At 56.1% G+C, this 19,109-nt stretch carries 15 protein-coding genes and 2 tRNA genes; 6 read left to right on the top strand and 11 right to left on the bottom strand.

Annotation, left to right across the window (positions count from 1 at the left end; all coding sequences use genetic code 11):
- Positions 1–48: 48 nt before the first annotated feature.
- From MUN80_RS20195 to MUN80_RS20170, 6 genes are all read right to left on the bottom strand, one after another.
- A complete protein-coding gene (locus tag MUN80_RS20195; RefSeq protein ID WP_244715712.1) occupies positions 49–1,182 on the bottom strand; it encodes a DUF4249 domain-containing protein in 1,134 nt (377 codons plus the stop codon).
- Positions 1,183–3,948 carry a TonB-dependent receptor gene (locus MUN80_RS20190; RefSeq protein ID WP_375373964.1) on the bottom strand — a complete coding sequence of 922 codons (2,766 nt, stop codon included), beginning with the start codon at positions 3,946–3,948 and terminating at the stop codon, positions 1,183–1,185.
- Positions 3,949–4,006: 58 nt separating this feature from the next.
- Positions 4,007–4,753, bottom strand: coding sequence for a hypothetical protein (locus MUN80_RS20185; protein WP_244715708.1), 747 nt, complete (start codon positions 4,751–4,753; stop codon positions 4,007–4,009).
- Between the two features lie 331 nt (positions 4,754–5,084).
- A tRNA-Glu gene (locus MUN80_RS20180) sits at positions 5,085–5,156 on the bottom strand.
- Positions 5,157–5,428: 272 nt separating this feature from the next.
- Positions 5,429–7,054: a T9SS type A sorting domain-containing protein gene (locus tag MUN80_RS20175; protein WP_244715706.1), complete on the bottom strand. Its 1,626-nt coding sequence runs from the start codon at positions 7,052–7,054 to the stop codon at positions 5,429–5,431.
- A gap of 141 nt (positions 7,055–7,195) precedes the next feature.
- Positions 7,196–7,267: transfer RNA gene (locus tag MUN80_RS20170), tRNA-Glu, on the bottom strand.
- A gap of 332 nt (positions 7,268–7,599) precedes the next feature.
- On the opposite strand from MUN80_RS20170, the gene gap reads away from it, so the two are divergent.
- The 4 genes from gap to MUN80_RS20150 all read left to right on the top strand — a co-directional run bounded on the left by gap (position 7,600) and on the right by MUN80_RS20150 (position 10,582).
- On the top strand, positions 7,600–8,607 hold the full coding sequence (gene gap, locus MUN80_RS20165; protein WP_244715704.1) for a type I glyceraldehyde-3-phosphate dehydrogenase: 1,008 nt from the start codon (positions 7,600–7,602) through the stop codon (positions 8,605–8,607).
- Between the two features lie 110 nt (positions 8,608–8,717).
- Entirely contained in the window at positions 8,718–9,605 is an 888-nt protein-coding gene (locus tag MUN80_RS20160; protein WP_244715702.1) for a diacylglycerol/lipid kinase family protein, read from the top strand.
- 103 nt (positions 9,606–9,708) lie between these two features.
- On the top strand, positions 9,709–10,059 hold the full coding sequence (locus MUN80_RS20155; protein WP_244715700.1) for a translation initiation factor: 351 nt from the start codon (positions 9,709–9,711) through the stop codon (positions 10,057–10,059).
- A gap of 88 nt (positions 10,060–10,147) precedes the next feature.
- Positions 10,148–10,582, top strand: coding sequence for a DUF1622 domain-containing protein (locus MUN80_RS20150; protein WP_244715698.1), 435 nt, complete (start codon positions 10,148–10,150; stop codon positions 10,580–10,582).
- A 7-nt stretch (positions 10,583–10,589) separates the two neighbouring features.
- Here MUN80_RS20150 and kdsB read toward each other — a convergent pair whose 3' ends face one another.
- The gene (gene kdsB / locus MUN80_RS20145) at positions 10,590–11,342 is read right to left on the bottom strand and encodes a 3-deoxy-manno-octulosonate cytidylyltransferase (protein ID WP_244724922.1); all 753 of its coding nucleotides are present in this window, start codon (positions 11,340–11,342) and stop codon (positions 10,590–10,592) included.
- A gap of 262 nt (positions 11,343–11,604) precedes the next feature.
- Between kdsB and MUN80_RS20140 the strand changes: the two genes are divergently transcribed.
- Complete coding sequence (locus MUN80_RS20140) at positions 11,605–12,591, top strand: LysM peptidoglycan-binding domain-containing protein (protein WP_244715696.1); 987 nt, start codon at positions 11,605–11,607, stop codon at positions 12,589–12,591.
- Between the two features lie 75 nt (positions 12,592–12,666).
- Positions 12,667–13,440 carry a TIGR02757 family protein gene (locus MUN80_RS20135; RefSeq protein ID WP_375373993.1) on the top strand — a complete coding sequence of 258 codons (774 nt, stop codon included), beginning with the start codon at positions 12,667–12,669 and terminating at the stop codon, positions 13,438–13,440.
- A 139-nt stretch (positions 13,441–13,579) separates the two neighbouring features.
- On the opposite strand, the gene MUN80_RS20130 is transcribed toward MUN80_RS20135, so the two are convergent.
- The 4 genes from MUN80_RS20130 to MUN80_RS20115 form a co-directional block, all read right to left on the bottom strand.
- On the bottom strand, positions 13,580–15,151 hold the full coding sequence (locus tag MUN80_RS20130) for a hypothetical protein (protein ID WP_244715693.1): 1,572 nt from the start codon (positions 15,149–15,151) through the stop codon (positions 13,580–13,582).
- A gap of 552 nt (positions 15,152–15,703) precedes the next feature.
- Entirely contained in the window at positions 15,704–17,305 is a 1,602-nt protein-coding gene (locus MUN80_RS20125) for a hypothetical protein (RefSeq protein ID WP_244715691.1), read from the bottom strand.
- Between the two features lie 108 nt (positions 17,306–17,413).
- The gene (locus MUN80_RS20120; protein WP_244715689.1) at positions 17,414–18,055 is read right to left on the bottom strand and encodes a hypothetical protein; all 642 of its coding nucleotides are present in this window, start codon (positions 18,053–18,055) and stop codon (positions 17,414–17,416) included.
- Positions 18,056–18,061: 6 nt separating this feature from the next.
- On the bottom strand, positions 18,062–19,012 hold the full coding sequence (locus MUN80_RS20115; RefSeq protein ID WP_244715687.1) for a WD40/YVTN/BNR-like repeat-containing protein: 951 nt from the start codon (positions 19,010–19,012) through the stop codon (positions 18,062–18,064).
- Positions 19,013–19,109 lie beyond the last annotated feature (97 nt).

Genomic DNA, 19,109 nt, shown 5'->3' with positions numbered 1-19,109 from the left:
ATAGGCAGTAGATGGTTGCAACACGGGAATAGTGACGTAAGGCAAGAGTTACTTCCAGAACGAGGGCGGGACGTTGGTACCCCGGCGGCGGCAGTCGGCGCAGTCGGCTGGACTGCCCAGATAGACCTTGCCCTCCAGTTCGACAAGGGGTAGGAAGTTAGGGTCCCTAAAGACGTTTATCTCGGAAGGTAGGATGGTATCGGGCCGCAGGCAGTTGCCAAATCCGGTTTCGGGCACCCAGTCGGCGGGCAGCTCATCCCGGCTGATGAAAATTCTTTTTTCCTGCACGGAATATGCTCCGATGTAGCCCAGTACCACTTCGGTCGGGTCAGTTACGCAGTGAATATTGCCCGTCAGCTGGGAAGGCAGCGGGTCAAAGAGCGTCCCAATGTTTTCAGTGTTCTTGCGAATGAGCTCCCAGTACGCAAATTCCTCCACGGTCTGGGCATACTGCTTTACCAACACGCTGTACTTGAAGCGCAGCTTGGTGGTGGTGGAGGGCAGCGTCAGCAGCGGGTTGTCGGCCACCACGTCCTGGCTGAGCTTGGTGGTGGTAGCGAGGCGGATAAAAGTGCTGGGCTGGCTGGTCCAGCATCGGAAGGTATTTTCGGTGCGGTAGCGTAGCCCGCCATTGACGTACTCCAGGTAGCTGCGGAAGGCCGAGGTAAACTCCCAGGTTTCGTTCATGTCCCAGCGGTAATACTGGGTTTGGTTGGTCGCGTCGTGGGTGCTGACCAGCACCCGCACGCCGTTGCCCTCCACGTCCCAGCTTACTTTGTCGATGGGCGGGGTGATTTTGGCCCGGGTGTAGTCGGTTACATACTCGTGGTTATTGGCCGTGTTGAAGTGCAGGCGGTAGCGCTTGGCCGGGTTCAGACTCAGCCGGGCCGAAATGTAGGTGCCGGCCGTGGTTTCGGTCAGGGCGTAGCGCGGCCCGTTTTCCTCTTCTATAAACAGCTTGGCCCTGGCTTCCACCGGCGGGTCCGTTTTGGTCTTAAGGCTCAGGCTGCGGGTGAGCTTGATCGTAGTCACGCCGTCGCTATTCAAAAAGCCGTCGACCACTAGAAAATTCGGGTTAGCGTTGCCGCCGCTGGGCTCAAACGGCTCAATGCAGCTGCTCAGGCTCAGCAGCAGCGCGCAACCCAGCAGCAGGCCGGCCCGCAGGTGTAGGAGGATGTTCATCTAGAACTTGAAGTTGTAGGTAATGGTCGGGATGGGCCGGCCGAAGATGGAGAGCTGGTAACCGTTAATTTGCCCATTCTCGGCCTTGTAGTACACCGAATACGGGTTTTTACGCCCGGTCAGGTTGTAGACCGAAATGGTCCAGGAGCTGTGGGCCAGCTTCTTGATTTTGTGGTTGCCCTCAATGTTGAGCGCAAAATCGGCCCGGTAGTAGTCGGGCACGCGGAAGGCGTTGCGCTCCGAGTAGTACACCCGCATGGAGTTGCCGGCGTAGAACTTGGCCAGGGGCAGGGTGATGGGGCGGCCGGTGCTGTAGTTGAAGTTGAGCGAAGTGCTGAACCGCCGGCTAAACCGGTAGTTGCCAATCAGGGTCACGTCGTGGGGCTTGTCGAAATTGCTGGGGTAGAACTTGCCGCCGTTGATAACGTCGCCGTTGGGGCCGGTATCCACCTGTACCAGGGAGCGGGAATAGGTGTAGCTTACCCAGCCGTTGAGCTTACCGGTCAGCTTTTTTACCATTACCTCCACCCCGTAGGCTTTGCCCTTGGCGTTCACCACGTCGGTTTCAATGTGGTTGTTGAGCAGCAGCGTAGCCCCGCTTTTATAGTCTACAAAGTCGTGCATGGCCTTGTAGTAAGTCTCTACCGAGGTTTCAATCGTGTTGTTCTTGAAATTGCGGTAGTAACCGATGGAGTACTGGTCGCCGACCTGGGGCCGGATATGCTCGTCGCTAAGCTTCCAGATGTCGGTCGGCGACATGGAGGCCGTATTCGAAAGCATGTGAATGTACTGGCGCATGCGGTTGTAGCTGGCCTTCACCGAGGAGTTGTCCGACAGCGAGTACTTGGCCGAAATCCGGTATTCGGGGCCGTGGTAGGTGGCAATGCTCGAACCGGCCTTGTGCGAAACCGTGTCGGTTATCGTGTTTTCCGACTTGGATAAGCCTGGGAGGTAGCGGTAAGTGTCGCGCGGACCCAGGGCGTTGAAGAGCGAGTAGCGCAGCCCCAACGAGACGGCAAAGCGGGGCGTCACGTCTATTTTATCCGATACGTAGAGGGCGTGCTCCAGGGCCTGTTCCCGCGGCAGCACATTGCGCTTGATGAGCGACTCCGACCCGAGCGGCACCAGGCTGCCGGCCGCCACCGAGTAGAAGATATTATTTAGCCCAAAGTCGATGGTGTGCTTGTTGTTATGAAAGTAGCTGAAGTCGGCCTGCAGGTTGCTTTGGTTGATGCCAAAGGCCAGCTCGGCGGCGTTGACCGGGTTTTTCTGGTTCGTGATGCTGTACTGGTACTTGCTGAAGGAGCCCGTCAGCACGCCGTAGAGCCGGTTGTTGAAGTTGTGCTGCCACTTCAGGCTGGCCGTCTGGTTCAGGTACTTATACAGCGTGTCGGAAGCCAGCTTAAACTGGTCCCGGCTGAGGTAGCCGGTGGCGTAAATTGTGTTCTTGTCGTTGATCTGGTGGCTGATATGAGCATTCAGATCATAAAAAGCGGCGGAGCTTTCCTGGTAGGTCTTGTTAGGAATCTGGTGCAGAATCCAGTCGGAGTAGCTGGTGCGGCCGGCTACGAGAAACGACGAGCGGTCCTTGATAAGTGGGCCTTCCAGGGCGAGGCGGCTGGTCATCAGGCCAATGCCGCCCGAGCCGGTGAACTTCTTCTTGTTTCCGTCGCGGGTAGTAATTTCCAGCACCGACGACAACCGCCCGCCGTACTTGGCGGGCACGGCGCTTTTATACAGCTCCACGCTCTTGAGCACGTCGGGGTTGAAGGCGGAAAAAAAGCCGAACAAGTGGGCCGGATTGTAGATAGTCGCGTCGTTGAACAGAATCAGGTTCTGGTCGGTAGCCCCACCGCGCACGTTCATGCCGGTGCTGCCCTCACCCACCGACTTCACGCCGGGCAGCGTCAGCACGACGCGCAGGATGTCGGTTTCACCAAAGGCTGTGGGCACCTGGCGCATGGTTTTGATGTCGAGCTTTTCCACGCCCATCTGCATGCCGGCCACGTTGCGGTCCTTCTCGGCTTCAATCACTACCTCCTTGAGGGGCGTGATATCTTCCTCCACTTCGATTTCCAGCTTCCCATCGGCGTTTAGCTGCACCTGGCGCTTGGTGTTCTTGATGCCAATGCCGCGCACGCGCACCTCGTAGCGACCCGCAGGCAGGGTAAGAGCATAGTAGCCGAACTGGTCGGTGGTAGTGCCGGTAGTTGTGGGCGCTTCCACGAATACGGCCGCCCCGATGACGGGCTCCCCGCTGGTCTTGTCGCGCACGTGGCCCGCCAGCGTTACGCGACCGGGGGCAGTTCCCGCCGTATTTCGCCCAATTTCGTAGAGCCGCAGCTCGGACCCGCCCGTGGTCGGCTTCGATTCCGGCGTTGGCTCATCGGCTACTACCACGGCTTCCGTCGCGCCCGAAAGGAAAAACGGGTTGGGCAGGTTGGGCTGAATGGCGCTGCCGGTGGTGATAAAGACGCGCTGCTGCTGGTCGATAGCGAATCGAAAGGGCGTTTTGGCCAGCACGGTGCGCAACACGCTGTCCAGCGGCTGATTCTGGGCCCGCAGCGTTACGGTGAGCGTATCCAGCGCGTCGGGCTGATAATACAGGCGGTAGGGCGTCTGGGCTTCCAGCTGTTTTACCAGCTCCGGAAACCGACTCTTATTGAAGTCCCCGCTGAACAGGGGCGCCGGCTGCTGCTGGCCCAGCGCGACACCACTGGTGCCCATGCACAGAAAAAGAAAAGCTAAACGGTAAAAAGACCTCATAACAACAGATGTGCAGCAGGTAACGGAAGAATAGGAGCGGACCAGAAAAAGTTGCCGCTTAGCGCAGGGTATCGTAGTACTGAACCAGTTTCACCAGAGAAGCTTCTTGCTTGCTTTTGCTGAATTTCAGCTTCTGGGTACTCACGTACTGCCGTAGTTCCTTCTTTTTGTCGGCTAAGGCCGTCAGTAGGTCCCCTTTACCACCAATTGAATAGGTTTTGCCGTCCTTTTCCAGGTAAAACCGGTTCGACTCCTGGAAAGAAAGCTCTACTGCGCCGCCGGTCAGGGTTTCCCGGGTCTTTTTTAAGCGCTTGGCCAGCAACTGTGCCCGGCCTTCAGACAGCGCCTCGTAAAAACCCGTTGGGAGGGACTCCGGCGCGGGGCCGGCAGCTACCCGTACAAACCGGCGGCCGCTGACGGTGAAATAAGCCACTTTCTCGTTGAGCAGCTTAAGTTGGTAAGGGGTACCGGGAAAGCGCAAAACCAGTTGGTCATACCGGATATCGTACTGCAGTGGCACTTTCAAGTACAGGGCCCCGTCGTAGAAAATATCCCCAGTTTGCTCTTCGGCAGCTAGAAAGAACTGGTGCCCCTTCACGGTGCGGTAGTTCTTCTCGTAGTGCACGTATTCGGTGCCATTGTAGAGGTTGGAATTGTCTTCCACGGGTACCATTTGCAGATTGCCCAATCGGGCTGCCGCCGTGGCCACTAGGCCGGAGTCATGCGCCGGAGCTTGGCCCACTGCCTGATGAATACCAAGCCAATTGGTCAATGTCAGACAGCAGAGCGGGTAGAAATACTTCATAAAAGCAAGCAGGTGTGATAAGCGGGCAGTACGGAGAGTAGAATAGCAGCTTAAAAGGTAGACAGGGATAGGTGAGTTTTAATATATTGTTAGATAAGTTATATATTTTATTAGGAATGCATCAGGTATTGCCGTAAACAGTTTGCCGGGTATTACGTAGCGGGTAAGCGTCATAGCTACATGACCAGGAATCCGGCATCCGCGTTGCATCAGCTAACCGATACTTTGCCGCCGCACTAAGCGGGACAAGAAGACGTGTGGTCGGGCCGGAAAACAAAAAAGCCTTCTGGGGTGAACCAGAAGGCTTTTCGTGTCTCAAAACGAGGGGTAGTAGTCCGTAGGGGAATCGAACCCCTGTTGGTAGAATGAAAATCTACTGTCCTAACCCCTAGACGAACGGACCAGATAACGTTCCAACCCCGTTTTGATGCTGCAAAGGTAGTAAAGGGATTCGTTAGGATGCAAAAGAAAATGTAGAATTCCCCCAGATTTGAATAATCATTGCCTGTATTTTTGAAGTAATTACTAGACTATCAATCTCTTCAATGAGAAGCAAGCCTAGTAAAAATCTTGTATACTTTCAGTAGGGGATAAGTAGTCTGAGCATATTTCGTAGGTAGTGTATGCTCAGACCACTCATTGCCTGTCTTGTTCTTGCCCAGGGTCAGCGTAGGCTTATTGCAAGACAATCTGCTGCGTAGCCAGGTAGCCATTTGGGGCTTGCAGGCGCAACAGATACAATCCGGCTGGGTGCTGACCGATGGATAAAGGCACTTCGGTGCTGCCAGCCGACGCAAGATTCTGAGAACTTACCACACGCCCCGTTGCATCGAGGAGCGAAACGTGTAAGCCGGTACGGGGGAAATCCTGGGGGAGAGAAAGAGTCAACTCCGACTGGGCCGGGTTAGGGTAGGTGCGCAGTACTTGGCGCGCGGCAGCCGGCGTGGTAGCGGTAGTCGTGCCGCTGAGCTTGACTACCCAATAATCCCGGTCGCCCTGGCTGGCCTGGGTTTTATCCCCACTGAGGGGCGAATTGGAGTACCCCCCCACAATATAACCGCCATCCTTGGTTGCCTCCAGCGCAAATGAAAAGTCGGCGCCGCTGCCGCCGAAGGAACGGTCCCAGAGTTTGTTGCCGCTGGCGCTGAGCTGGATAAGCCAGAAGTCATTGAGGCCTTGGCTGGCCTGCGTTTTATCAAAACCACTGCCCGACTGGGAATAGCCGCTGAGCAAATAGCTGCCATCGGGGGCGAGCTGGAAGGTAAACAGATTGTCATCAGCGCTGCCGCCGTAGGAACGGTCCCACTGCTTATTGCCCAAGGCATCGGTTTTAACCAGCCAATAGTCAGCGCCGCCGTGGCTGGCCTGGGTTTTCGTACTGCTCGCCGGCGAATCGGAAGAGCCGCCCAGCAACAGGCCGCCGTCGCTGGTCAGGCGCACAGCCTGCGGCCGGTCGAGCCCGCTGCCCCCGTACGACTGGTCCCAGAGCTTGGTGCCCGTGGCATCGGTTTTAACCACCCAAAAGTCGTTGCCGCCGTAGCTGGGCTGGGTTTTGTCACCCCCCTGGCCCGAGTTGGAATAGCCGCTGAATAGGTAGCTGTTATCGGGCAGTTGCAGCAGGGACGTCAGCACCTCATCGCCGCTGCCGCCAAAGGTTCGGTCCCAGAGTTTGTTGCCCATAGCGTCGACCTTCAGCACCCAGTAATCCGTGCCACCCTGCCGGGTCTGGGTTTTGTCGCCGCTAATTAGGGAATAGGAGTTGCCGCCGAGCAGAAAACCACCATCATTAGTGGGCTCAAGCAAACTGATAATATCGGCTTCACTGCCGCCAAAGGTTCGGTCCCAGAGTTTATTGCCGTTGGCGTCGATCTTAATCAGCCAGCAGTCGAAGTCGCCCTGGCCGGCTTGGGTTTTGTCGGGGCCGCTACCGGAGTCCGAATAGCCGCACAGCAGATACCCGCCGTCGGGGGTGAGGCGCACAGTTTGTAGCCGGTCGCTGCCCGTGCCGCCGAAAGAACGGTCCCAGATTTTATTACCCGTGGCGTCGAGCTTGATTACCCAATAATCAGCTTGCCCTTTGCCGGCTTGCGATTTATCGGAGCTGGTGCCCGATGCAGAGTGCCCTCCCAAAATATAGCCTCCGTCGGGCGTAGGCTGTACTGAGTAGAGGTAGTCGGCACCACTGCCGCCGAAAGAACGGTCCCACTGCTTGGTAGGGGCCTGAGCGGAGGCCTGGTAAATCGAAGGGCTACCAAGCAGTAGCGTAATGCCGAACAGAACGGAGGGTAAAACTTGAGGCATAGCAACAGGGTAAGGTAAAGGACGGGAAAAGTAGCGGAAATATACTGCTGTTCCAATCAGAGTAGGGCCTGTGGGGCCGGAAAACAAAAAAGCCTTCTGGGATGAACCAGAAGGCTTTTCGTGTCTCAAAACGAGGGGTAGTAGTCCGTAGGGGAATCGAACCCCTGTTGGTAGAATGAAAATCTACTGTCCTAACCCCTAGACGAACGGACCAGATAACGTTCCAACCCCGTTTTGATGCTGCAAAGATAGATACGGGAACCTTCACCGCAATACCCTCTCGAAAAAAAAGTGCCTTGATAAGCTAAAATGGCTGATTTACAGGGTGAAAAAATGTTACCAGATTGTTGCCTGTCCGGGTAGCATACCTCGGTGCGCTCAAATAAATGCCCGAGTAAAGAAAATTGCCAGAGCCCGGAAATGCCCTCGGTAGACTGGCTTTTACCTAGTTGGATATTGATTTGGCGAAGTTAGCAGGACCCGGTACCTTCGCTCCGCGTTTTCACTCGGCCTCTTGTGGGCCGTTAAACCTCATCTCCCTTATTATGGCTAAAATTAAAGTCGCCATCAACGGCTTCGGCCGCATTGGCCGCCTGACGTTCAAGTCTCTTCTTGGCCGCGACAACGTGGAAGTTGTAGCAATCAATGACCTGACTGATAACAAGACGCTGGCGCACCTGCTGAAGTACGACTCGGTACACGGCCGCTTCGATGGCACCGTGTCTTACGACGAGGAAAGCCTGACGGTAAACGGCCAGCGTATTGCCGCCCTGGCTGAGCGCGACCCCAAATTGTTGCCCTGGGGCAGCATGGGTGTTGACGTGGTGCTGGAATCGACCGGCCGCTTCGTGGACGAGGCTGGCGCTGGTCAGCACATCACTGCTGGCGCCAAGAAAGTTGTGATTTCGGCTCCTGCTACCGGTAACATTCCGACCGTAGTACTGGGCGTTAACGAAGATATCCTGACCGGCGAGGAGACCATCATCTCTAACGCCAGCTGCACTACCAACTGCCTGGCCCCCATGGCCAAGGTACTCGACGAGGTGTTCGGCATCGAGAAAGGCTACATCACCACGGTACACGCCTATACTTCCGACCAGAACCTGCAGGACGCTCCTCACAAAGACCTGCGTCGTGCCCGCGCCGCGGCGTACAGCATCATCCCGACCAGCACCGGTGCCGCCAAGGCCGTTGGTCTGGTGCTGCCCACGCTGAAGGGCAAGCTCGATGGTTTGGCTATGCGCGTACCCGTGCCGGACGGCTCGATGACTGACCTGACCGTGATTCTGAAAAAAGAAGCCACGAAAGAGCAGATCAACGAGGCCCTGAAGTCGGCTTCGCAAGGTGCCATGAAAGGCATCATCGAGTACGCCACCGACCCGCTGGTAAGCATCGACATCGTGGGCAACACGCACAGCTGCATCTTCGACTCGGAGCTGACGGCCGCTAGCGGTACGCTGGCCAAGGTTATCGGCTGGTACGACAACGAAACCGGCTACAGCACCCGCACTGCCGACCTGATCCAGAAGCTGGGTGAGGCCATGACCAAGTAAGCAGAAACCGTTTTTGCTGCCCAATAAAAGAAGCCTGCCCGCTTGGGCGGGCTTTTTTTATTGGGGCCCGGCCGTTCAACTTTTCACTTCTCCCTGCGTTGTTGCCGTCTATGTCTGACCAGCTGCGAATCTGCTTTCTTATCAACCCCAACTCCGGCACCAACCGGCGGCAGGATGTACCCGCCCTGATTGCGCGGCACCTGCAGGGCACGGGGGTAGCCTACGAGGTGCGCCTGACCCAGTACGCCGGGCACGCCGTGGAGCTGGCCCAGCAAGCTGCCCTGGAGGGCTTCCGCATCGTGGTGGCCGTGGGCGGGGACGGGACGGTAAATGAAGTAGGCCGCGGCCTGCTCGGTACGCCGGCGGCGCTGGGAATTTTGCCCCGGGGCTCGGGTAACGGGCTGGCCCGGCACCTGCGCGTGCCACTGGATTTGCCGGCAGCCATCCGGCAGCTGGCCCGGCCTTCATTTCAGCGCATCGACGTGGGCTATATCAATGAGCGGCCGTTTTTCTGCACTGCGGGCCTGGGTTTCGATGCCCACGTGAGCAAGTGCTTTGCCTCGGCCGGCACCCGGGGGCTGGGCACCTACGTGCAGGTGGCCCTGCGCGAGTACCGGCGCTACCGCCCCACGCCCATTACAGTGACCATGAAGGGCCAGACCACGGACACCAACTGCTACGTGCTGGCCTTTGCCAACGCGGCTCAGTACGGCAACAACGCCTACATTGCGCCCCTGGCCGATATTTCCGACGGGCTGCTGGACTTGTGCCTGATCGACGCCTTACCGCTGTTGCGGGCCGTGCGCGTAGGTTTGGGACTGGCCCTGGGCAACTTGCCCGCGTCCGGCGCGGCCGTATACCACACCTGCAGCGCCGTGCAGGTGCAGGCCGCTCAGGACCTGGGCTACCACGTCGATGGTGACTACGTGGGCGACGCCCGCACCTTCGATGTAAAGTTGCAGCCCCTGGCCCTGGAAGTTGCCGTTCCTTTTAAGTAGTAAAATGGTGAGGTGGATGCTGGGATGGCGCACTGACACGCTCATATCATTTCTCACATTCTTCCACCTGAGCACCTGAGCACATTTCTCATATTCACCCCTTATGAAAGCCGATAAGAACCGCAAGAGCCGGGAAGGAGTGGTGTATTCCACCAGCTCCGATTTCGAGTACCAGCACAGCCAGGAGGAAGAAACCGAAACCCTGCCGCCCCAGCAGCAGAACCTGCGGGTCCAGCTCGACAAAAAGTCGCGCGGGGGTAAGCAAGTAACCCTCGTTACGGGCTTCGTGGGCACCGATGCCGATTTGCAGAGCCTGGGCAAGCTGCTCAAAACCAAGTGCGGGGTGGGCGGCAATGCCAAGGATGGGGAAATCCTGATTCAGGGCGACTTCCGCGACAAAGTGCTGGCCGTGCTGCTCGAACAAAAATACAAGGCCAAAAAGGCCGGTGGGTAAAATGCCTCAGCTCGTTTATGGCTGCCGGTGCCCATGCAAGTTGCCAATGTAGGCACGTGTTGGTCTTTCTTTTTCTCAGTTGCTTACCATGCTGCTTCTCTCTGAACCCACTACGACTCTTACCCTGGCCGAGCACGGCGTTATTACCGCGGTGCAGTGGCTGAAGCTTGGGGTCGAAACAGTGGGGGCCTTCATTATCGGGCTCGGGATTCTGGTGGCCGGCCGCCTGTTCGTGCTGGCGCTCTGGCACCGCCGCACTGCCGACTTTACCGCCATCCGCCTAACGCTGGCCCGATATCTGGCCCTGGCCCTGGAGTTTCAGCTCGGCGCTGATATTCTGTCGACGGCCATAGCGCCGAGCTGGGAGCAAATTGGTAAGCTGGGCGCCATTGCCGTTATCCGCACGGCGCTCAACTTTTTTCTGTCGAAGGAAATGAAGGACGAGCGCCACATGCAGGGCGAAGAGCGCGTAGAGCGCCGCACCGACCGGATAACCGGCCCAAGCCCGGAGCCACGGCGCTAGGCGGGTCTTAGTGGCCCGAGCCGTCCAGCTGCTGGCGGGCCCGCTCCACGTCATCGGGCGTGTCGATGCCGAGCGTGGCTACGGTAGTTTCGGCGGTCTGAATCTGGTAGCCGTGCTCCAGCCAGCGCAGCTGCTCCAAGGACTCGGCCAGCTCCAGGGTGGAAGGTGGCAGCCGGGTTATTTCAGCCAGAATATCGGCCCGGTAGGCGTAGAGGCCGATGTGACGCAGGTAGCGGTGCTGATCCAGCCACTGCTCCTGCGGGTATTGGCGCTGGTAGGGCAGGGGGTGGCGGCTAAAATACAGGGCCTGGCCTCTGCCATTGAGCACCACCTTGGGCATGTGCGGGCTAAACAGCTCCTCATTTGTTTCCACGGGCTTCACCAATGTGGCCAGCTGAGTGCTGGGAGCCTGGACGAATAAGTCAATCAGGGCGTTGATCTGCCCGGGCTGAATGAAGGGCTCGTCGCCCTGGATGTTGATGATGCAGTCGGCGGGCGTGTCGAGCTGGCAGTAGGCCTCAAATACCCGGTCGGTGCCGCTGGGATGGTCGGCGGAAGTCAGCACGGCTTCGCCCCCGAAGCTGCGTACGTGGTCTAGAATCCGCTCGTCGTCGGTGGCTACTACCACGCGGCTCAGGCGGCTCAGGCGGGCCTGTTCCACCACCCGCTGAATCATGGATTTGTTGCCCAGATCAACCAGGGGCTTGCCCGGTAGGCGGGTGGAGGCGTAGCGAGCGGGAATAATGCCGATGGCGTTAATCATGGTGGGAGCGGGCTGGGAGACGGAAAAATACGGCCGAAAGTAAGGCCAATACGAGCTTTAACCCAATATGGCGCTAAATTGGCTTACGCGGCCCTGGGTAGCTAGCTCTCAGCCCAAACGCCGCGTCAGGGCCGGTTTTCCGCGTCTTATCCAGTCTGCTCAAGGATTATTTATTTATCTTTCGGCTGCGTTTATTCTGCTGGCAGCGTGCCACCCGTCTCGATTTTCGCCCGTTGCCTGTTTTTCGCGCCCTGTCCGTATGACTCGTTTTTCTTTGCTGCTTGCCACGTGTGTTTTCTGTGGTTTTTCCGCCTCGGCGGCCGTTCGTCCCGTCGCCCTACCCGATTCCATCGGCGTTGAGTACCGCAACAACAAAGTAATCATCAAGCACCGCGTGGCGCCCGGCGAAACCCTCTACGGCTTGAGCCGCCGCTACAAAGTGCCCGTCGACCAGATTGTGGAGGAAAATCCCAAGCTCGAAGGCACCCTCGTCACGGGCCAGATTGTGCTGGTGCCCCGCAACCGGGTGGTTATGAGTACGGCCGGCGCGGCCAAAAAGACGGCTCCAGCCCCAGCTACTCCAGCCCCCGCCGCTACGGCCGGCCTGACCACCGACGCCCGCGGCAACAAGGTCTACAAAGTGGAAAAAGGCCAGACCCTGTTTTCCATTGCCCGGCGCTTCAACACCACGCCCGCTACCATTACGCGCGTCAATAAGCTGCCCGACAATGCTGGCGTACGCATCGGCCAGACCCTGATTATCGTGCCCGCCAGCGGCGCGGCGGCCGCGCCCGAGCCGGCCCCGGTAGCCGCTGCTCCGGCCCCTAAAGCAGCTCCGGCCGCGCCCGCCAACCGCCCTGAGCGGGCCGAGGACACCGACCGGGATAAGGAGAAGGATAAGGAAAAAGAAACAGCCGCTGCTACCACCCCCGCGCCCAAGGAAGAGGAGAAGGTACCCGAGCGGGCCAGTGAGATTGTGCGCAAAGTTACGGAGGGCGGCCTGGCGGCCGTGATTGAAGGCGGCGGCACCGACAAATACCTGGCCCTGCACAAAACCGCTCCGGTGGGCACCATCATGCAGGTGCGCAATATCATGAACGGCCAGTCGGTATATGTGCGCGTGATTGGGCAGCTGCCCGATACGGGCGAGAACAGCAACATCCTGGTGCGCCTCTCGCGCCGGGCCGTGCAGAAGCTGGCCACCCCCGATTCGCGCTTCCGGGTGGAGACATCCTACGTGCCGTAGGGTACTTTTCTTCGATTGTATTGCAAAGGCCGTCAGTACGATGGCCTTTGTGGTTTTCAGCTTCTTCTCCCGCGTATTCCCGTGCAAGCTTCCCAACTCCAAGAAATCCGGTCGGTGCTGGAAGAGCGTTATCAGCGCTACAACCAGCCCGGCTTTATCGAGCACGACCCCATCAGTATTCCTCACCGCTTCAGCCAGCTTCAGGACGTGGAAATCAGCGGGCTGTTTGCGGCCCTGCTGGCCTGGGGCCGCCGACCCACGATTATCAGCAAGGTAACCGAGTTGCTGCGCCGCATGGACGACGCCCCTTACCAGTTCATTACCCAGCACCACGACGAGGACCTGAAAAAACTGCTTGGCTTCTGCCACCGCACCTTCTGCGACACCGACCTGCTGTACTTCGTGCACTGGCTGCGCTGGTTTTATGCCGACCATAGCACGCTGGAAGAGGCCTTTCTGCACGGCACCACTCAGCGGGAGCGGCTCGAAAATTTCCACGACCTGTTCTTTAGCCTGGCAGATGCTCCGCCGCGCACCCGCAAGCACGTGGCTACGCCGGCCCGGGGCTCGGCCTGCAAGCGGGTGAACATGTACCTGCGCTGGATGGCCCGGCAGGACGGCCGGGGCGTGGATTTTGGCCTTTGGACCCGCCTGCCTATGGCCGAGCTTATCTGCCCCATCGACGTGCATGTGGAGCGGCAAGCCCGGCAGCTGGGCCTGCTTGTCCGCCCCGTTGTCGACTGGCGGGCCGCCGAAGAGCTGACCGCCAACCTGCGCCTGCTCGACCCCCTGGACCCGGTGAAATATGATTTCGCCTTGTTCGGGCTGGGGGTAGAGCAGGCGCACTAACTCCTCGTGGGTGCCCAGCAGCAGGCGGAACGCAGCCTGCTCTGGTCGGGTGATGTGCTGCTACAAAACAGAAGCCCCCTCGTCCGGCAGCGCAAGACGGAGCCGCGGACGAAGGGGCCAAAAAGAAGGCTGTGCCGTCTTACTTAATTGTGTAGACGTTGATTACACCGTGATTCTGCTTGGTATAGTCGATAAGCAATGGTGCCGAGCGGCTGGTGGCCTGACCAACATAGTACCGGATGTGTTCCTTCTCGGGTACTTTCAACAGGTTGTCGTACAGCGTCAGGTAGAGCGGCGAGCTTTCAATGAAATAGTAAATGGGCAGGGTTTCATCCACTTTGGGCGTGGTGCTGCCGTAGGCGTTGTAGGAGAAGTTTTTCGGGTTGGAAGCCAGTCGGTATTGCAGCCAGATATTCTCGGACAACTTATCATGCTCCTTGTCGGTGATGTAAGTCGACCTTTCAAATTTGAGGTTGGGGTCGAAGTACATCGTGACATACCCGTCGGCAATTTTTACCTCTGCCGCGACTTTGCGGGTCAGGTTGTCGGGGATGATGGTTACCTCATCGGTTTCGGCGAGCTGCTTGGCCAGGCCTTTGTGCTTATCCGACAAGGCATTAGCGTACACCACCTGCTTATGGGAAAGCAGGCGGCCAGTCAGGTCATAGCGCTCAAAGAAGAACCCTTCGGTGGTTGGATTGGGTGCCTGTTTGTTTTTGGATAGTTTCTGATAAGCCCCGCAGAAGACGATGCTTTCATTGGCCTCATCAATGTAAAAAGCCGGCTCGTGCAGCTTTTTTCCTACCGTCCGGTAAGCGCCCAGCTGCAGCTCGGGCTGGACGGAAGCCACCAGCTTGCCTTGGTTGTCGAAGCCTAGGAGCTCGAACCGTTGTTCTACTACATGCTCCGCGGTAGAGCCTTTATCCGACTTAAAGCGTCGGGATAAATACGTGACGCCCTTGTAGCGGGTAAGCAAATGCCAGTCCTCCTTGAAGTTAGGGGCCCACTTTTCGTTAGCGGGCTTGGCTAGTGGCAGCCGGATATGCTGAGTTTCTTTCCCCGTTAAGCTGAAGGAGTTCAGGAAAAAGGCGTCAGTGTCCTTTCGGTAGTTAACCTCCCGGCTGATCTGGTAGAACGTGTCGTTCTCGACATAGCTCAAGTAGCTGAATACCGTAGTGGAGGGCGAAATGGTAGCGTAGGTCAGGATCTGCTCCTTTTTTGCGCCCGTAGAATCCAGGCTCTGCAGAAGGATATCGTGGGGGTGTATATTTTCTTTTTTAACGTTCCGTTTTAAGTCGTCGTCGAGCACTTCGGCCGCATAAATGGTATTGCCGGCGGCAAATACTTCCAGGGGGTCGAGCGTCGGATACAGGCTTTCAATCGGGGTGCCGTTGGGCTGATTGGCCGCCGTGGCACCCGGAACCTTGCGAAATATGGTCTGCATCTTGGTGAGCGACTTCTCCCAGCGCAGCTTTCCTTCCCCATTGAGCATCAGTACCCGCACGTTGCTTTCCTCGGGTTTGGATATGAAAAGCGCAACGTTGCCATTTTGCAGCTGTAGGGCTGCTCCCAGCAGTTCCTTCTTGTTAAGCTTAACGGCCGTTGCCAATTGGGTTTGCCCAACCGCCGGCAGGGAAAAAGCACAGGACACCAGGGCGGCGGTGAGCCAGCCGTACCAGGTACTAGAGGACTTTGGTAAGTTTGAAATCATAGTTGAGTGAGAGTGAAGCGGGTAGTAGTGGAGTGGGAACCTGCCAGAGCTTGCGGGTATGGTTGAGCTTGAGGGGGTGGGTGGAGAGATATTTATTCAGTGCTATTTTTTCTTGCTCACAACCCAATAATCCAAAAAGAGAAGAAATACTTCTCAGTAATAAGCCACTATTCATATCTTAGACGTAGGGCTAGTCCAAAAATAAGTGGCGCGCCGCACAATTGAAAGCAATGAGGCCCGAGGCCAAAATTTTCTTCTCTCCCCGCCGACTTTCTTTGTCTACCGAAGCTTTTCTTAACTACCACGGGGGTACCTTATTATGCTCTTCCTTAGTCCGCGCTACCCGGATTACCCACTACCGAGTTTGATCCTTCCCCATAACTTCGAGCAGGAAACCGGCTTCGCACAGCTGCGCAAGATGCTGGAGAGCCTGTGCCTGAGCACCCTGGGACCGCCATGCGGTGTCCGAGAGTGGAGTTAAACTAAAAGCCACGGGGCGCAAACCAGCATTGGTTTGCGCCCCGTGGCCTTTAGAGAAAAACGAATACGGTGTTACTTGATAGTATACACGTTGATTACTCCGTCATTCTGATCGGTGTAGTCTACCAGGAGGGATGTCGCGTTACTGGTCGGCCTGCCAATATAATATCGAATATGGTTGTTCTCGTGCTCTTTCGAGAGGTTAGCCGACATGGTTGAGTAAAGTGGGGAGCTACCTTTGAAATAATAAATGGGCAGTGTTTCTCCCATCATGGGCTCTTTCTGCCTGAGGCCATAGTAGGTAAGGCCTTGAAAGTATGGTACTCGCTGGTTATAGGATAAATTTTTAAAAGTTGATGCTAGCTTATATTGCTTCCAAGTGTGCTTTGATACTTTATTACGCTCCTTTGTAGTGACAAATACCGATTTTTCAAATTTTAGATTCTGGTCGAAGTACATAGTAACATACCCGTCCGATATTTTTACTTCGGCTGCTATATTGTTGGTGATATTATCTGGAATAATGGTCACGTCATCCGTTCCCAGAAACTGCTTGGCCAGGGGTTTGTGCTTATCTGATAAAGCTTCCGCGTAAATTACCTGCTGATGGGAGAGCAATTTTCCTTGCAGACTATACTTTTCTAAATAGAAGCCTTCCGTTGTTGGATTGGTGAGCAGCTTGCTTTTAGTAGTTTTTTGGTACACTCCACAGAATACGATATTATCATTTGCTTCATCGATGTAAAATGAAGGCTCGTGCGCGTTTTTGTCAACGATACGGTAAGGCCCCAAGTCTAGCTCCGGTTGAATACGAGCAGCTAGGTTTCCCTGGTTATCGAAGCCCAACAATTCAAATCGTTGTTCTATAAAACGATCAGCAGTAGCCCCTTCGGTTGACTTATAACGACGATATAAATAAGTGATGCCTTTATACCGGGACAATACGTGCCAGTCTTCTATGAATTCAGGTACCCACTTGCTGTTAGATGGCCGGGCTAATGGAAGACGAACACGCAGAGTGTTTTTGCCACTTAAATCGAAAGAATTGAGGAAGAAGTCATCTGTATCCTTTCGGTAGTTTCTCTCCCGGCTTATCTGGTAAAAAACATTGTTCTCGAAGTAGCTGAAGGCGCTCGTTACGGCCGTTGCTTGTGGAATGTCCGCGTAGGTCAGAACGTGACGCTTTATTGCACCGGTGGAATCTAGGCGCTGCAGGAGGATATTATGGGCGTCAACTTTGTCTTTTTTATCATTTTGAAATAAGTCTTTATTGATAACCTCCGCCGCGTAAAGCGTATTGCCGGTAGCAAATACCTCTAGGGGGTCAAGCGTAGGATAATAATCTTCGATAGGCGTGCCGTTTAATAGAGTCGCTAATCCTTCCGAATCCTTAAAAAAGATATTCTGCATTTTAGTAAGAGGTTTCTCCCACCGTAGTTTGCCATCAGCATTCAGAAGCAATACCCGTACAGTGCTTTCCTTCGGTTTCGAGACAAAAAGCGCAACGTCACCGTTCTTGAGTTGGAGCGCGGCCCCAAGCAACTCTCTTTTATTTAGCTTGATAGTGTTTACTAATTTTTTTTGTCCGGCCGCAGGCAATGCTATGGCAAACGACAACAAGCCTGCTGACAGCAGGCCAAGGCAGGTGCTACGGAAGGTAGAATTGAACATCATTAGAAGAAAAGTAGATAAGCGTTGCAAAGGGAAATTCCACCGAAGCGGTGGAGCGGAAAAACAGGGAAGGACTAGTATGTCGGAATGGGCAGCCGAGCGGCTTAGGCATCAGAATGACATGCCTAGTATCACGTGCAGTTGCTGCTGAATCGACAGCGACTCAACCAGACCCTCACTGGAGTAATCGGAGTAGAGGCGGCTGGGCACCAAATCGGAAGAGAGTCGTAGGTAAATGTCACTTTTGCCATAAGTGTGCACGCCTTCTACCATCACGCTGGGAGAGCTGAATGGAACAGCATAACGGGCATAGCGGTAGCCCGCCCCCAAACCGATTCCCCAGGATTTATCAGAGTCCCGGGTGGCCTTGCAGCCGTAGCGCCAGGTCACGTACTCCGGGAAATCAAGCAGGGCAGATTTGTTGAATCCCTCGATATCCTGGGGCGCGCCAATCAGTCCGCCATTGATATTGAGGGAAAGCCCCAGGGCCTGGTCTTCGCTGATTTTCCAGATGGGCGCATCAAAGGCAAAACCTAGCGAAACCAGTAGCGCCCGGGCCCGGACATCCTTCAGAACGTACTCACCTCGGTCTTGGGTAGCTGTTGGCTGCTCCAGCAGTTCTACGTAGTGTGCCTTCACAGGCAAGGTACCCACGCCGAAGTTCATGGAGAAATGACTGACTTGCGCCTGGGCTGCGGAAGCAGTTAAAGTAGCGGCTACCGCAATGGCTAGCTGGGTAAGCGTTTTAAGCATAAGAATTTACCTGTAATCAAAGCGGGAAATAATACCTTCTTCTCCCACCGCGTAAAGAGCGGATGCGTCACCGAAATCAGCGGAGTGGTACGCGTGCTGGATAGTTGTGCCGTCCTGATCCGAGAGGGTTACCCAGGGCGTTTGCTCGGGTTCGGCGGCATAGTCGGGATAGTTGCGCAGCAAGGTTTTTTTGCCCACGGCCACCACTTCCCCCTGGTACTGGGCGAAGTCGTACACGGGTACATTCAGCAGATCCTGCGCCGAAACCTGCCGATACTCTTTCGTGCCCGGCTGGTACGTCATCGACCAGAAAGCATTGTTGCGGTTGATATCGTCGGTGCCCGTTATCAGGTAATCCGTGCCATTAGGGTAGGCAAACAGGTCAAAAACCTGGCGGGGCTTTTCCAGCACGGTTGATTCCCAGGAGGCACCTCCATTGAGCGTTTTAAAACTCTGGTTTTCTCCTAAGACAAAGCCCACTTGAGGGCTGGCAAAAGCAACCGCCTGCAGCGTGGTCGTAACGGGAGGCCACACCAGAAAAACATAATCTTTCCACGTCCGGCCACCATCGGTAGTTTTGCTGAGCAGCCCGGCGTTGCCCACCAGGAAGCCCGTGCTGGCATCCAGCATCTGCAGGTCGGTAAGGGCGGCGTAAGACCCTTGTTTAACTAAGACCCAGCTCCGGCCGCTGGTTGTGGTCCGATACAAGCCGGTGGTGGTGAGTGCTAAACCGGTGGTAGCCGAAGCGAAGTGCAACTGCTTGATATCGCCTAGAGAAGGGGTACTCAGAATCTGCCAACTAGAACCACCCGTGTCGGTACTGAGCAGTGCCCCATTCTCTCCGCCTACATACCCCGTAAGCGCCGTTACGAAATCAACGCTTAACCAGGTGGTTTTGGGTATCGAGGCCGGGACGGCCAGATCGACGTGGCGAATAGTAGCGTGCTTCTCCAGCACTATCTTATCCTGTTCGCAACTGAAAAGTACAAAAGCACTACAACACAGTAAGAGTCTATTCATTGATCCGTCTAAAGGAACTTCAAAAGTAGATCTA

The sequence above is a fragment of the Hymenobacter cellulosivorans genome (assembly GCF_022919135.1).
Taxonomy (GTDB): domain Bacteria; phylum Bacteroidota; class Bacteroidia; order Cytophagales; family Hymenobacteraceae; genus Hymenobacter; species Hymenobacter cellulosivorans.
The sequence above is the reverse complement of the archived record's forward strand: the minus strand, read 5'-3'. Positions and strand labels throughout refer to the sequence as shown.

Excerpts from the sequence above, each read along its gene's own strand:
- MUN80_RS20195 (WP_244715712.1), bottom strand. The coding sequence starts at position 1,182 with ATGAACATCCTCCTACACCTGCGGGCCGGCCTGCTGCTGGGTTGCGCG.
- MUN80_RS20190 (WP_375373964.1), bottom strand. The coding sequence starts at position 3,948 with ATGAGGTCTTTTTACCGTTTAGCTTTTCTTTTTCTGTGCATGGGCACC.
- MUN80_RS20185 (WP_244715708.1), bottom strand. The coding sequence starts at position 4,753 with ATGAAGTATTTCTACCCGCTCTGCTGTCTGACATTGACCAATTGGCTT.
- MUN80_RS20175 (WP_244715706.1), bottom strand. The coding sequence starts at position 7,054 with ATGCCTCAAGTTTTACCCTCCGTTCTGTTCGGCATTACGCTACTGCTT.
- gap (WP_244715704.1), top strand. The coding sequence starts at position 7,600 with ATGGCTAAAATTAAAGTCGCCATCAACGGCTTCGGCCGCATTGGCCGC.
- MUN80_RS20160 (WP_244715702.1), top strand. The coding sequence starts at position 8,718 with ATGTCTGACCAGCTGCGAATCTGCTTTCTTATCAACCCCAACTCCGGC.
- MUN80_RS20155 (WP_244715700.1), top strand. The coding sequence starts at position 9,709 with ATGAAAGCCGATAAGAACCGCAAGAGCCGGGAAGGAGTGGTGTATTCC.
- MUN80_RS20150 (WP_244715698.1), top strand. The coding sequence starts at position 10,148 with ATGCTGCTTCTCTCTGAACCCACTACGACTCTTACCCTGGCCGAGCAC.
- MUN80_RS20140 (WP_244715696.1), top strand. The coding sequence starts at position 11,605 with ATGACTCGTTTTTCTTTGCTGCTTGCCACGTGTGTTTTCTGTGGTTTT.
- MUN80_RS20130 (WP_244715693.1), bottom strand. The coding sequence starts at position 15,151 with ATGATTTCAAACTTACCAAAGTCCTCTAGTACCTGGTACGGCTGGCTC.
- MUN80_RS20125 (WP_244715691.1), bottom strand. The coding sequence starts at position 17,305 with ATGATGTTCAATTCTACCTTCCGTAGCACCTGCCTTGGCCTGCTGTCA.
- MUN80_RS20120 (WP_244715689.1), bottom strand. The coding sequence starts at position 18,055 with ATGCTTAAAACGCTTACCCAGCTAGCCATTGCGGTAGCCGCTACTTTA.